Origin of the sequence: Nocardioides sp. NPDC023903 (genome assembly GCF_040639295.1) — a bacterium.
GTDB lineage: Bacteria > Actinomycetota > Actinomycetes > Propionibacteriales > Nocardioidaceae > Nocardioides.
The window spans coordinates 65,983-79,339 of record NZ_JBEZZS010000017.1; the positions used below are offsets into that span (position 1 = coordinate 65,983).

Annotated in this window: 12 protein-coding genes; 9 read left to right on the forward strand and 3 right to left on the reverse strand. The window is 68.2% G+C overall.

Annotated features, from left to right (window positions below):
• The first annotated feature begins 19 nt into the window (after nucleotides 1-19).
• Nucleotides 20-841 carry an aldo/keto reductase gene (locus AB0F44_RS18180; protein WP_357357731.1) on the forward strand — a complete coding sequence of 274 codons (822 nt, stop codon included), beginning with the start codon at nucleotides 20-22 and terminating at the stop codon, nucleotides 839-841.
• 88 nt (nucleotides 842-929) lie between these two features.
• Nucleotides 930-1,316, forward strand: coding sequence for a hypothetical protein (locus AB0F44_RS18185; protein WP_357357732.1), 387 nt, complete (start codon nucleotides 930-932; stop codon nucleotides 1,314-1,316).
• A gap of 38 nt (nucleotides 1,317-1,354) precedes the next feature.
• On the opposite strand, the gene AB0F44_RS18190 is transcribed toward AB0F44_RS18185, so the two are convergent.
• Entirely contained in the window at nucleotides 1,355-1,966 is a 612-nt protein-coding gene (locus AB0F44_RS18190) for a TetR/AcrR family transcriptional regulator (protein ID WP_357357820.1), read from the reverse strand.
• Nucleotides 1,959-2,858 (reverse strand): enoyl-CoA hydratase-related protein, encoded by a 900-nt coding sequence (locus AB0F44_RS18195; protein WP_357357734.1) that lies wholly within the window; start codon nucleotides 2,856-2,858, stop codon nucleotides 1,959-1,961. Before AB0F44_RS18195 ends, AB0F44_RS18190 begins: the two co-directional genes overlap by 8 nt.
• A gap of 72 nt (nucleotides 2,859-2,930) precedes the next feature.
• Here AB0F44_RS18195 and AB0F44_RS18200 point away from each other — a divergent pair, with 72 nt between their 5' ends.
• From AB0F44_RS18200 to AB0F44_RS18220, 5 genes are all read left to right on the forward strand, one after another.
• A complete protein-coding gene (locus tag AB0F44_RS18200) occupies nucleotides 2,931-4,082 on the forward strand; it encodes an acyl-CoA dehydrogenase family protein (protein ID WP_357357736.1) in 1,152 nt (383 codons plus the stop codon).
• A gap of 37 nt (nucleotides 4,083-4,119) precedes the next feature.
• Nucleotides 4,120-5,331 (forward strand): acetyl-CoA C-acetyltransferase, encoded by a 1,212-nt coding sequence (locus AB0F44_RS18205; RefSeq protein WP_357357738.1) that lies wholly within the window; start codon nucleotides 4,120-4,122, stop codon nucleotides 5,329-5,331.
• A gap of 29 nt (nucleotides 5,332-5,360) precedes the next feature.
• Complete coding sequence (locus tag AB0F44_RS18210) at nucleotides 5,361-7,541, forward strand: 3-hydroxyacyl-CoA dehydrogenase NAD-binding domain-containing protein (RefSeq protein ID WP_357357740.1); 2,181 nt, start codon at nucleotides 5,361-5,363, stop codon at nucleotides 7,539-7,541.
• A gap of 61 nt (nucleotides 7,542-7,602) precedes the next feature.
• Complete coding sequence (locus AB0F44_RS18215; RefSeq protein WP_357357742.1) at nucleotides 7,603-9,165, forward strand: long-chain fatty acid--CoA ligase; 1,563 nt, start codon at nucleotides 7,603-7,605, stop codon at nucleotides 9,163-9,165.
• Nucleotides 9,162-10,628, forward strand: a complete 1,467-nt coding sequence (locus AB0F44_RS18220) for an aldehyde dehydrogenase family protein (RefSeq protein WP_357357744.1) — start codon at nucleotides 9,162-9,164, stop codon at nucleotides 10,626-10,628. Before AB0F44_RS18215 ends, AB0F44_RS18220 begins: the two co-directional genes overlap by 4 nt.
• A 12-nt stretch (nucleotides 10,629-10,640) precedes the next feature.
• Here the strand turns inward: AB0F44_RS18220 and AB0F44_RS18225 are convergent, their stop codons facing one another.
• Nucleotides 10,641-11,297 carry a helix-turn-helix domain-containing protein gene (locus AB0F44_RS18225; RefSeq protein WP_357357745.1) on the reverse strand — a complete coding sequence of 219 codons (657 nt, stop codon included), beginning with the start codon at nucleotides 11,295-11,297 and terminating at the stop codon, nucleotides 10,641-10,643.
• A 94-nt stretch (nucleotides 11,298-11,391) separates the two neighbouring features.
• Between AB0F44_RS18225 and AB0F44_RS18230 the strand changes: the two genes are divergently transcribed.
• Nucleotides 11,392-12,270: a metal-dependent hydrolase gene (locus AB0F44_RS18230; RefSeq protein ID WP_357357747.1), complete on the forward strand. Its 879-nt coding sequence runs from the start codon at nucleotides 11,392-11,394 to the stop codon at nucleotides 12,268-12,270.
• On the forward strand, nucleotides 12,270-13,349 hold the full coding sequence (locus AB0F44_RS18235) for a PDR/VanB family oxidoreductase (RefSeq protein ID WP_357357749.1): 1,080 nt from the start codon (nucleotides 12,270-12,272) through the stop codon (nucleotides 13,347-13,349). The genes AB0F44_RS18230 and AB0F44_RS18235 overlap by 1 nt, the downstream gene beginning before the upstream one ends.
• Nucleotides 13,350-13,357: the final 8 nt, after the last annotated feature.

Consider the following 13,357-nt stretch of genomic DNA (forward strand, 5'->3'; position numbering starts at 1 on the left):
ACTCAGAGAAGGAAGTCTCATGACCATCCCGACCATCACCCTGAACAACGGTGTCGCGATGCCGCAGCTCGGCTACGGCGTCTTCCAGGTGCCGGACGACGAGACCGAGGCGGCCGTGACCGTGGCGCTCGAGGCCGGCTACCGCAGCATCGACACCGCGGCGGTCTATGGCAACGAGGCCGGCGTCGGCCGCGCGCTCGCGAAGTCCGGTATCGCCCGCGAGGAGCTCTTCATCACCACCAAGCTCTGGAACTCCGACCATGAGCGGCCCGTCGAGGCGTACGAGAAGAGCCTCGAGCTCCTCGGTCTCGACCAGGTCGACCTCTACCTGATCCACTGGCCGACCCCGGCCCGTGACCTGTACGTCGGCGCCTGGCAGGGCCTCGAGGAGCTGTACGCCGCCGGCCGGGTCCGTGCGATCGGCGTCTCGAACTTCCTGCCCGAGCACCTGGACCGGATCGTCGCGCTCGGCGGCACGGTGCCGGCGGTCAACCAGATCGAGCTGCACCCGGCGCTGCAGCAGCGCGCCACCGTCGCTGCCGGCGCCGGGCTCGGGATCGCCACCGAGGCCTGGAGCCCGCTCGCCCAGGGCGCGATGCTCCAGAACCCGGCGATCACCGCGATCGCAGACCGCCTCGGCCGCACCCCTGCTCAGGTGATCCTGCGCTGGCACCTTCAGCAGGACCGGATCGTCATCCCCAAGTCGGTGACCCCGTCGCGGATCGCGCAGAATCTCGACGTGTTCGGTTTCGATCTCGCCGACGCCGACCTGGCCGCGATCGACGCCCTGGAGAGCGAGGGCCGCACGGGTCCGGACCCGGCGTCCTTCAACGCCGCCTGATATCTGCGCCTGTTATCTGGGGCAGGTGTTATCGAAGGGTAATCGGCCCGGGGGAGATGTCCGGGCCGGTTGCGGGCATGCTTGGCGCATGCGATTGACCGAGCATGAGCTCACCGTGGCCCTGACCGGGACGGCCAAGACCGTCCTGGCCTCCGGCCGGAGGTTCCGCAAGGGCGGTGCCGACATCGACAAGGTCTGGGACGAGACCGACCGCTTCCAGCGGTTCAAGCTGCTGGACAGCATCGGCACCCAGATCTTCCCGGTGCTCACCGACCTCCCCGACATCGACGTCCCCGTCGGCGGTCGTCCGAGCTTCCCGGAAGAGCAGATCCGCGAGTCCGTCGAGCGCAACATCGGTGACGACGTCGGCCGGCTCCGCCGCGCGGTCACGGTCAAGGCGCGCGTCGCGCTCGTCCAGGCCGCCCTCTCCAACCTGCCGCCCCGGGCCGAGGGCGACCTGCGCCAGGAGGGGTGAGAGGCCGGAATGGCGGTCTGGCGGCGCTGCTCCGGGTATCAGTGGTCGAGCGAGGCCGGCAGCACGTCGTCCACGATCGCCAGCAGGCACACCCGCAGCAGCTGGTGGACCTGCTCGCGGGTGAGCGTCTTCTTCACGAGCCACTCCCGGCCTGCGGCCCGGGCCAGCTGACCATAGGTGCGGATGAAGGCCCGGAGCTCGTCGCGGTGGCCTTCCGCCTCGGACACCCCGATCGCCTGGATCAATCGGTCGACGGAGTCGTTCTCGGCCTGAACCAGGATCTTCTCCAGCTCTGGGTCTCGGCCCATGCCGTGGCTGCCGGTGGCATTGATCCAGCTCGCGCCCTGCTGGTCGAGGGAGTCGAGGAACCAGGTGACCGCGGCGTCGATGCGCTCCTCGAGCGTCCCGTCAGGGAGCTGGGCGACCGCGATCTCGGGGACCGTGGCGGCTTCTCGGACGACCTCGAGATAGAGGTCGCGTTTGGTGCCGAAGTAGTGGTTGAGCAGCCCGCGGGCGACACCGGCCTCTCGGGCGATGTCGGTGGTCGACACCTCGGCGTACGGCCGTTGGGTGAAGAGTCGCTGGGCGCAGGCGAAGATCTCCTCGCGGCGCTGGTCGGCGCCCAGGCGTCGCCAGCGGGGTTCAGACATGCTCACCCGGAGCAGTCTGCCCTGCCGCGTTCTCCGCGAGCCAGGGGAGCCAGGCCGGAAGGTCCTTCTCGACCGTGTTGGCGAAGACCGGGGGACGCTTCTCGAGGAACGACATCACGCCCTCGACGGCGTCGGCGTTGGTCGGCAGGCCGGCGATCAAGCGCGAGTCGACGTCGTGGGCGAAGAACGGCGAGGGCTCTGCGCCCAGCCGGTTGAGCATCTGGCGGATGACCGCCACGGAGACCGGTGCGGTGTTGTCGCGCAGGTCGCGGGCCAGCTCGTACGCCGCATCCAGCACCTCGTCCGGAGGGTGGACGGCGGTGAGCAGGCCGGAGGAGAGCGCTTCGTCGGCACCGAACACGCGCCCGGTGATCATCCAGTCCTGGGCTTTGGTCGTGCCGACCAGGCGAGGCAGGTACCAGGCCGAGCCGCCTTCGGGGAAGATGCCGCGGCGGGCGAAGACGAGGCCGAACCTCGAGTCGGTGGAGCCCAGTCGGAAGTCGCAGGCGAGCGTGATGGTCAGGCCGGCGCCGACCGCCGCCCCGCGCATGGCAGCGATGACCGGCTTGTTCATCGTGAAGATGCGCTTCGAGCACCGGCCCGCCGGTTCCTGCCATGCGTCGGCGTCGCTGCCCTCCTCGTTGACGTCAAAACCGCCACCGGAGAGGTCGGCGCCGACGCAGAAGTGGTCTCCGGCCCCGGTGAGCACAACGGCCCGGACGTCCTCGTCGCGGTCCGCACGCTCGAGGGCCAGGTTCAGCTCGTCGGCCATGGTCAGCGTGTAGCCATTACGCGACTGCGGGCGGTTGAGCGTGATCGTCGCGATCCGATCGTCCACGGCGTAGGTGATGGCGGTGTAGGTGTGCTCCGCCGTTGGTGTGCTGGTGTCCACGGTTGGCCTGCTTTCGTGCGGATTTCGATGACCTTGTTGACCGAGTGCCAACAATAGGCCACTATTGGCGCCATGCCAACAACGACGTCCTCATGGATGAGCAAGGACCTCGAAGCCGTCCGCGACCTCGCGGCGACCTACTTCGCCAAGGAGGTGCTGACCCGGGCCGACGAGCATGTCGCACAGGGTCACGCCAGCCGCGAGGCCTACCTCAAGGCCGGCGAGCTCGGCCTGGTCGGGATGTCTCTCGACGAGGCGTACGGCGGGGGAGGAGCGTCCTTCGCGGCCGAGACCGTGCTGCTCGAGGAGCAGGTCAGAGCCGGCGACACCTCCATGGGATTCGCCGTCTCGGTCGGAATCGTGGCCCACTACATCGCGGCGTACGCCACCGAGGAGCAGAAGCGACGCTGGCTGCCCAAGGTGTGTAGCGGCGAATGGGTCCTCTCGATCGCGATGACCGAACCCGGCACCGGGTCGGACCTGCAGGCGATCAAGACCCGCGCGGTCAAGGACGGCGACGACTACGTCCTCAACGGCGCCAAGACCTTCATCTCCAACGGCCACGTCTGCGACCTGATCGTGATTGCCGCCAAGACCGGCGACGACCAGGGTGCTGCCGGCATCTCGCTGATCGTGGCCGAGGTCGACGACGAGACTCCCGGCTTCACCCGCGGCCGGGTGCTCGACAAGATGGGTCAGAAGGACCAGGACACCGCGGAGCTGGCCTTCGAGGACATGCGAGTGCCGCAGGCCAACCTGCTCGGCCCCGAAGAGGGCCAGGGGTTCTACCAGATGATGGAGCAGCTACCGCAGGAACGGCTGATCACCGCGATCCTCGCCCAGGCGCAGATCGAGAAGGCGGTCGCGCTCGCGGTGGCCTACACCGAGGAGCGCCACGCCTTCGGCAAGCCGCTGATGGCGCTGCAGAACACCCGTTTCGAGCTGGCCGAGTGCGAGACCATCTCCCGGCTCAACCGCGCCTTCCTCGACCAGTGCATCGAGAAGCACCTCCGTGGTGAGCTCGACGCCACCGAGGCCTCGATGGCGAAGTACTGGATCTCCGACCGGGCCACCGAGGTCGCTGACCGTTGCCTGCAGCTCTTCGGCGGCTACGGCTACATGAACGAATACCCGATCGCCCACATCTACACCGACGTGCGCGTGCTGCGCATCCTCGCAGGCGCGAACGAAGTGATGAAGGAGCTCATCGCCCGTTCGCTGTGACAGCCGCTCTGATCTCCCGACGGAAGGACCGCTCACCATGAGCAACCACGCATTCATCTACGACCACATCCGTACGCCGCGAGGCCGCGGGAAGAACGGCTCACTGCACAGCGTGAAGCCGGTCAGCCTGCTGGTCGGACTCATCGACGAGCTGCGCGAGCGCAACCCCGACCTCGACACCAACGCGATCGACGACTTCATCGCCGGTGTCGTCTCGCCCGTCGGTGACCAGGGATCGGTGATCCCGAAGGCCGCGGCGATGGCCGCCGGTCTGCCCGACACCGTCGGTGGCCTGCAGATCAACCGCTTCTGCGGGTCGGGCCTCGAGGCCTGCAACACCGCCGCCCAGAAGGTCGCCTCTGGGTGGGACAAGCTGCTCCTGGCCGGCGGCGTCGAGTCGATGTCGCGGGTGCCGATCAGCTCCGACGGCGGCGCGTGGGCGATGGACCCGGCCACCAACTACGACTCCTACTTCATCCCCCAGGGTGTGGGTGCCGACCTGATCGCCACGATCGAGGGCTTCAGCCGCGAGGACGTCGACGCCTATGCCGTCCGCTCGCAGCAGCGTGCCGCCACCGCGTGGGAGGAGGGCCGTTTCAAGAACTCGGTCATCCCGGTGCTCGACCAGAACGGTCTCGTCATCCTCGACCGTGACGAGCACATGCGTCCCGAGTCGACCGTCGAGTCGCTGGGTGCGCTGAAGCCCTCGTTCGCAGCGATGGGCGAGCTCGGCGGCTTCGACGCCGTGGCGCTGCAGAAGTTCCACAGCGTCGAGCGCATCAACCACGTGCACACTCCGGCCAACTCCTCCGGCATCGTCGACGGCGCCTCCCTGGTGCTGATCGGCAGCGAGCAGGTCGGCAAGGACTTCGGTCTGACCCCGCGCGCTCGCATCGTCGCCACCGCCACCTCGGGTGCCGACTCGACGATCATGCTCACTGGTCCGACACCCGCCACTCACAAGGTGCTTGCCGCCGCCGGCCTGGCCCCCGATGACATCGACCTCTGGGAGATCAACGAGGCGTTCGCCGCCGTCGCCCTGAAATGGCAGAAGGACTTCGACGTCCCCGACGAGAAGCTCAACGTCAACGGCGGCGCCATCGCCATGGGCCACCCGCTCGGGGCCACCGGCGCGATGATCCTCGGCACCATGGTCGACGAGCTGGAGCGGACCGGTGGCCGGCGCGCCGTGCTCACACTCTGCATCGGGGCCGGCATGGGCGTCGCCACCGTCATCGAGCGCATCTGACCTCCCTCCTCGACCCGAAGGGCTTCACCATGACTGAACGAAACACGACCGAGCCGAACACGATCACCTGGGAGCAGGACGCCGACGGCATCGTCACGCTGACGATGGACGACCCGAGCCAGTCCGCGAACACCATGAACGCGGCGTACATCGCCTCGATGAACGCCGCAGTCCAGCGCCTGGTCACCGAGAAGGAGTCGGTGACGGGTGTCGTCCTCACCTCGGCGAAGAAGACCTTCTTCGCCGGCGGCGACCTCAACGACCTGCTGGCTGCCAAGAAGGAGGACGCTCAACGCGTCTTCGAGATGATCACCGAGATCAAGGCGGCCCTGCGCACCCTGGAGACCTTCGGTCGCCCGGTCGTCGCGGCGATCAACGGTGCCGCGCTCGGTGGTGGCCTCGAGATCGCACTGAGCACCCACCACCGCGTCGCGGCCGACGTGAAGGGCAGCCAGATCGGTTTGCCCGAGGTCGGCCTCGGTCTGTTGCCCGGCGGCGGTGGCGTGGTACGCACCGTCCGCATGCTCGGTGTCGTCGATGCGTTCGTGAAGGTGCTCGGCCAAGGTCAGCGGCACACCCCGGCGAAGGCCCTGGAGATCGGCCTCATCGACGAGATCGTCCCGGTCGACGGGCTGGTCCCCGCCGCGAAGGCATGGATCAAGGCCAACCCCGACGCCGTACAACCGTGGGACGTCAAGGGCTACAAGATCCCCGGTGGAACGCCGACAAGCCCAGCTTTTGCGGCCAACCTGCCGGCTCTTCCCAGCAACCTGCGCAAGCAGCTCAAGGGCGCCAACTACCCGGCTCCGCGCGCCATCATGGCAGCGGCCGTCGAGGGCACTCAGGTCGACTTCGACAACGCGTTGGTCATCGAGTCGCGCTACCTGGTCGAGCTGGTGACCGGGCAGGTGGCGAAGAACATGATCAAGGCGTTCTTCTTCGACATGCAGCACATCGCCGCCGGTGGCAGCCGCCCCGAGGGCCATGAGAAGTACGTCGCCAAGAAGGTCGGCATCCTCGGCGCCGGGATGATGGGCGCGGCCATCGCGTTCGTGTGCGCCAAGGGCGGGATGGACGTCGTGCTGAAGGACGTGTCGGTCGAGAACGCCGAGCGCGGCAAGGGCTACTCCAAGGACCTGCTCGACAAGGCGGTCTCGCGCGGCAGGATGAGCCAGGAGAAGGCCGACGCGCTGCTCTCCAAGATCCACCCGGCAGCCGACCCGGGCGACCTCGCCGGCTGCGATCTCGTGATCGAGGCGGTCTTCGAGAGCGTCGAGCTCAAGCACAAGGTGTTCCAGGAGATCGAGGACATCGTCGCGCCTGGTGCGGTGCTCGGCTCCAACACCTCCTCGCTGCCGATCACGGGACTGGCCGACGGCGTGAAGAAGCCCGAGGACTTCATCGGCCTGCACTTCTTCAGCCCCGTCGACAAGATGCCGCTGCTCGAGATCATCGCGGGTGACAAGACCAGCGACGAGACGCTCGCCAAGGCGTTCGACATCGCCCAGCAGATCAAGAAGACCCCGATCGTCGTCAACGACAGCCGCGGGTTCTTCACCAGCCGCGTGATCGGCACCTTCCTCAACGAGGCCCACGCCATGGTCGCCGAGGGCATCTCTGCGGCGTCGATCGAGCAGGCCGGTCTGCAGGCGGGCTACCCGGCCGCGCCGCTGAAGCTCTCCGACGAGCTGAACTTCTCGACGATGAGCAAGATCCAGAAGGCCACGCAGCGCGGTCTCGAAGCCGACGGCAAGGGTCACCTCTACTACCACCACCCGGCGTACGACGTCATCGACGCGATGATCGAGAAGCACGGCCGCACCGGCCGCGCGCAGGGCGGCGGCTTCTACGACTACGTCGACGGCAAGGCCACCGGTCTGTGGCCTTGCCTGGCCGAGCACTTCCGGGCGGGCACCAAGGAGATCCCGTTCGAAGACATGGTCGAGCGCATGCTGTTCGCGGAGTCCATCGAGACCGTCAAGTGCTTCGACGAGGGCGTGCTGCGCTCGGTCGAGGACGCCAACATCGGCTCGATCCTCGGCATCGGCTTCCCGGCCTGGACCGGCGGCGTCGTGCAGTACATGAACGGCTACGCAGGTGGTCTGCCCGGCTTCGTGAACCGCGCACGCGACCTCGCCGACAAGTACGGCCCCCAGTTCACGCCGCCGGCATCACTGGTCGCCAAGGCCGAGGCCGGCGAGACGTACTGATCACAGGGCTCCGGATCTCGGCCGGGCTGCACCACCTCGAGACCCACCACTTCAGCAGGAGATGACCATGTACCTCACCCAGGGACTGCACCGCGCGATCCAGGCCACGCCGAACAAGCCGGCGACGATCTACGGAGGGCGCGTCCGGACCTTCGCCGAGCACGGCGACCGGATCGCTCGCTTCGCCGCCGGCCTGCACTCGCTCGGTGTGGTCGCCGACGACCGCGTCGCCATGCTGTCGCTCAACAGCGACCGGTACGCCGAGTACCTGCTCGCCGTCCCGTGGGCCGGAGGTGTGGTCAACCCGATCAACATCCGGTGGAGCCCGGCCGAGATCGCCTACTCGCTCAAGGACTCCGGCACCACGGTTCTGCTGATCGATGACGCCTTCGCTCCGATGGCGCCGGTTCTGACCGCCCAGTGCCCCGAGCTCACCACGCTCGTGCACTGCGGCGACGGCCCGCTCCCGGAGGGCATGGTCTCCTACGAGACCCTGGTGGCCGAGAACGAGCCCGTCGAGGACGCCCGCCGCTCCGGGGAGGACCTGGCCGGAATCTTCTACACCGGTGGCACGACCGGCTTTCCCAAGGGCGTCATGCTCACCCAGGCCAACCTGACCACGTCGGCGCTGGGCACCGTGGCCAGCGGTGAGCTCCTCGGTCAGGGCGCGATCTTCCTGCATGCCGCGCCGATGTTCCACCTCGCCGACCTCGCGGCGTGGGCCGGACAGGTCGCCCTCGGTGGGACCCACGTGATGGTGCCGTTCTTCGAGCCCGCGGCTGTGCTCGGGGCCGTACAGACCCACAAGGTGACCGACGTCCTGCTCGTGCCGACGATGATCCAGATGCTCGTCGACCACCCCGGGCTCCTCGACTACGACCTGTCGTCGTTGAACCGCATGCTGTACGGCGGCTCGGTGATCTCCGAAGGTGTCCTCAAGCGCACCATGAACGCATTCCCGGGTATCAGGATGACCCAGGCGTACGGCATGACGGAGGTCGCACCGGTGGCGACGCTGCTGCTGCCGCAGGACCACCATGACCAGTACCTCCGGTCCGGTGGGCGTGCGGCCCCGCACTCCGAGATCAAGGTCGTCGACGCCGACGGCAAGGACCTCGCGACCGGCGAGGTCGGCGAGATCTGCGTACGCGGCGGGCATGTGATGAAGGGCTACTGGAACAAGCCCGAGGAGACCGCCGCCGTGCTGCGCGACGGCTGGTATCGCACCGGTGATGGTGGTTTCATCGACGAGGAGGGCTTCGTCTATGTCGTCGACCGGATCAAGGACATGATCGTGACGGGCGGGGAGAACGTCTACTCCGCCGAGGTCGAGAGCGCCCTGAGCAAGCACCCCGCGGTCGCCGCGGTGGCTGTCATCGGTCTGCCTGACGAGAAGTTCGGCGAGCGCGTGCATGCCTGCGTGGTCCTCGCTGCCGACAAGACGGTGACCGCCGAGGAGCTGCAGGCGCACTCCCGCGACCACATCGCCGGCTACAAGACGCCGCGCAGCTTCGAGTTCGTCGGCGAGCTGCCGATCAGTGGTGCGGGCAAGGTGCTCAAGCGCGAGCTGCGCGACGCCCACGCCCGATCCACCGACCCGGCCAACGACTTGGCCGGCGCGTGAGCATCGACTCCCTCTCGCCGGCAGACGGTGCGCTGGTCGCCAGCTTCCCAGTGATGGGCGAGGACGAGGTGCGTGCCGTGGTCGCAACGGCTCGCGCCGCCTCGACGTGGTGGCGTGACTTGGGCTACGACGGTCGTGCCGTGCGCCTGGCCGCATGGCGCAAGCACATGTGGCGCCGGGTCGACGAGATCGCCGACCTGCTCCACCGCGAGAACGGCAAGCCTCTCGACGACGCCGTGCTCGAGGTCGTGCTCACCGTCGAGCACCTGCACTGGGCAGCCAGGAACGCCGGCAGGGTCTTGCGCTCGCACAAGGTCAACCCCGGCCCGCTGTTCTCCAACTATGCGGCCCGCGTCGACTACGAATCACTCGGTGTCGTCGGTGTGATCGGACCGTGGAACTACCCGCTCTACGCCCCGAACAGCGCTGTGTCGTTCGCCCTCGCGGCCGGCAACACGGTGGTCCTGAAGCCGAGCGAGTTCACGCCCGCCGTCAGCCGGTGGTACGTCGACGCGTTCGCCGCGGCCAACCCGGACGCGCCCGAGGGGGTGCTGTCGCTGGTCACCGGCTTCGGCGAGACCGGCGCCGCCCTGTGCAACGCCGGCGTCGACAAGATCGGCTTCACCGGGTCGACCCGCACCGGCAAGCGGGTGATGGCCCAGTGCGCCGAGACGCTGACCCCGGTCGTCCTCGAGTGTGGTGGCAAGGACCCGGTGATCGTCGCTGCCGACGCCGACGTCGCCGCATCGGCCCGGGCCGTTGCGTGGGGTGCCTTCACCAACTCGGGGCAGACCTGCGTCGGTGTCGAGCGCGTCTATGTCGTCGACGAGGTGGCCGATGAGTTCGAGTCGACGCTGCTGCGCGAGCTCGACGACGTCCGTCCTGGGTCGGACACGGGTGCCACCTACGGCCCGATGACGATGCCGGCCCAGGTCGACGTCGTACGCCGTCATGTGGCCGACGCCGTCGCGCGCGGGGCGAGGTTCCTCAAGGGAGGGCCCGAATCGATCGGTGACCGGCTGATCGAGCCGATCGTGATCACCGACCTCCCGGAGGACGCGGCGGCGGTGCGCGAGGAGACGTTCGGGCCGACCGTCACGCTGCGTCGGTGCGCTGATGTCGACGAGGCGATCGCCTTGGCCAACGACCACGACTACGCGTTGAGCGCCTCGGTGTTCTCTCGTGCCCACGGCGACGAGATCGCCGATCGGGTGCGTGCCGGCCAGGTCACCGTCAACTCCGTGATCGCCTTCGCTGGCATGGGCGCCGTGCCGATGGGCGGTGTGGGTGCCAGCGGCTTCGGGCGGGTGCACGGCGCCGATGGGCTTCGGGAGTTCGCGCGGCCGCGCGCCGTCGTACGCCAGAAGTTCGCGCTGCCGGGCTTCGAGCTGATCACGCTGCGCCGGGCGAGCCACGTCATGCCGCTGATGAAGAAGGTGCTCAGCGTCCGTCACGGGCGCTGACCGCCGAGTCAATCAGCGTTCGGGCACCGCGCGCAGCACCATCGGCACGAGATGCGTACGCGCGAAGTCGCGCAGCTTCTGGTGGCTGTCGAGATCGATCAGAGCCCGGGGCGTGAGCATGTAGGAGTGCACGATGCGCACCAGCAGCTCGGCACTGGCGTCCATGCCGTCGGTCGTCTCGAGGAGGCCGTCCTCGACGGCTTCGCCGAAGAAACCCAGTGTCGCCGTCGTCGCGCCGGTGACCAGCGGGCCGCCCTCGGTCGTGAGCTGGAGCAGCACCGTCTCGGGCTCGACCTGCAGCATCCGCGCGAGCATGGCGTTGCCGCGTACCTCCTCCATCATCGAGGTGAACCCGAGCTCGACGCGCTCCTCGATGGTAGTGCCGCGGCGGGCGGTGGCGGTGACCAGCTCGAAGAGGCGGATGGCTTCGCGAGTGACCACGGCCTGGATCACGGCGTCCTTGTTGCCGACCCGGCGGTAGATGGTGACCCGGTCGATGCCTGCAGTGCGCGCGATGTCGCCGATGGTCGTGCGCTTGATGCCGAACTCCGCGAACTGATTGAGCGCGGCGTCGAGGATGCGCTGGGTCTCCGGTGACCGTCGTGCGGCCTTGTCAAGGCCGGGGGAGTCGGCGACCGCGTTCACCGCACGGCTCAGAGCGTCCTTCATGGCGATGAGCATAACGTGATCACGTCTGCATCATTGTAACAATAGGTGTTGCTTTGTTACAGTCAGTCGAACCGTTGGCCAGGAAGGAAAGAAGATGGCAACCACGCAGCACGAGTACTCAGACGAGGCGCTGGCGATCCATGCCCGCGACGTCTCCTTCGACTGGACGGACGTGCCCACCGAGTACATCCCAGGCCGCCCCTACGCCACGCACTTCTGGAACGTCATGCACCTCGTGCTGCCCGAGGGTGAGCGCGCAATGGCCGACGTGCTCGGTCGCGCGCTGCCACAGATCGAGGACCCGCGCCTGGCCGAGGAGCTCGTCGGCTTCATCGGCCAGGAGGAGACCCATGCCAGCTCGCACGAGTCGTTCCGGATCTATCTGGAGAAGAACGGCTTCGACATCCCCGAGATCATGCGACTGATGGAGTTCCTGATGGACCAGGTCTTCGGCGATCACGGGCTGAAGGGCCGCGCCGGCGAGGCCTGGTTCCACGAGCGGCTGGGTATCTACGCCGCCGCCGAACACTTCACGGCCACGGTCGGTGAGTGGTTGCTCGACAACGAGCGCTTCGACGAGATCGGCGTGGACCCGACGATGCTCGACCTGCTGCGCTGGCACGGCGCCGAGGAGATGGAGCACCGCAACGTCGCCTTCGACGTGTTCCAGTATGTCGATGGCAGCTACGCGCGCCGGGTGCGCACCGCGCTGCTCGCCTCGGCCGGCCTGCTCGTGCTGTGGCTCTACACGTCGTCCTGGATGTACGCCAACGACCCGTCGGTCACCCGTCCGCGCTGGACCTGGCCGATCGAGTTCGTCAAGGACACCCGCAAGGGCCTGATCCCCGGCCTGAAGTTCATCTTCAAGGAGATCCCGCAATACCTCCGCCCGGGCTTCCATCCCTCCCAGATGGGCCCGATCGACAAGGCGGTGCGCTACCTCGCGCAGTCGCCGGCGGCGAGTGGTCTCTGATGGCGGCGACGTTGGCTCCGCAGCGGCTCGGCGAGCCCTCACCCAGACTCCGGGCGCTGGCCAGAGGGGCTCAGGCCTACTCGGCTCTGTTCGCGGCCAGCCCCGCGGCGCCGTACCTCTCGAGATCTCGGCCCGTACGCCGCACCGGCTTCGACCTCGACCTCGTGGTCGAGTCGACCACGCGTGAGGTCGACGACGTGGTCAGCTTCACCCTGCGCCGCCCAGACGGCGATCCGCTGCCAGCCTGGGTGCCGGGTGCCCATCTCGATCTCTTCCTGCCTTCGGGAATCCAGCGGCAGTACTCCCTCTGCGGCGACCCGTCCGACCTCACCAGCTACCGCATCGCCGTACGCCGCATCGACGAGGGTGGTGGTGGCTCGCTGGCCATGCACCGCGAGATCGCGCAGGGCGACCTGCTGACGGTGCGCGGGCCGCGGAACGCGTTCCCGTTCATCGATGTCGAGTCCTACCTGTTCGTCGCGGGCGGCATCGGCATCACCCCGATCCTGCCGATGGTGCGCGAGGCCTCGCGTCGTGGTGCCCGCTGGACGATGGTCTACCTCGGTCGCTCGCTCGCCACGATGCCCTTCGTTTCCGAGCTGCAGGGGCTCGAGGGCGGCCGGCTCGAGCTCCGGCCCGACGACGAGTTCGGTGTCTCCGATGCGGCAGACCTGCTGGGTCGGGCCGAGGAGGGAGCCGCGATCTACGTGTGCGGTCCTCCGGCGCTGATCGATGCCGCCCGTGCCCTGCAACCGACGCTGAACCCGACCGGCTCCCTGCACAGCGAGCGGTTCTCCGCGCCGCCCGTCGTGGGTGGTCGTGCGTTCGAGGTGCACCTCGAACGCACGGGCGTGACCGTGCCCGTGGGCGCCGACGAGTCCGCGCTGGCTGCGATCCGGCGCGAGGTGCCGGGAGTCCGCTACTCGTGCCAGCAGGGCTTCTGTGGCTCGTGCAAGCACGCCGTCCTCGACGGAGAAGTCGAGCACCGCGACACCAAGCTGCGGCCCTCGGAGCGCGACGACTCCATGCTGATCTGCGTCTCGCGCGCCGCCGGCGACAGCCTCACCATCGACCTGTGACCCGGAGG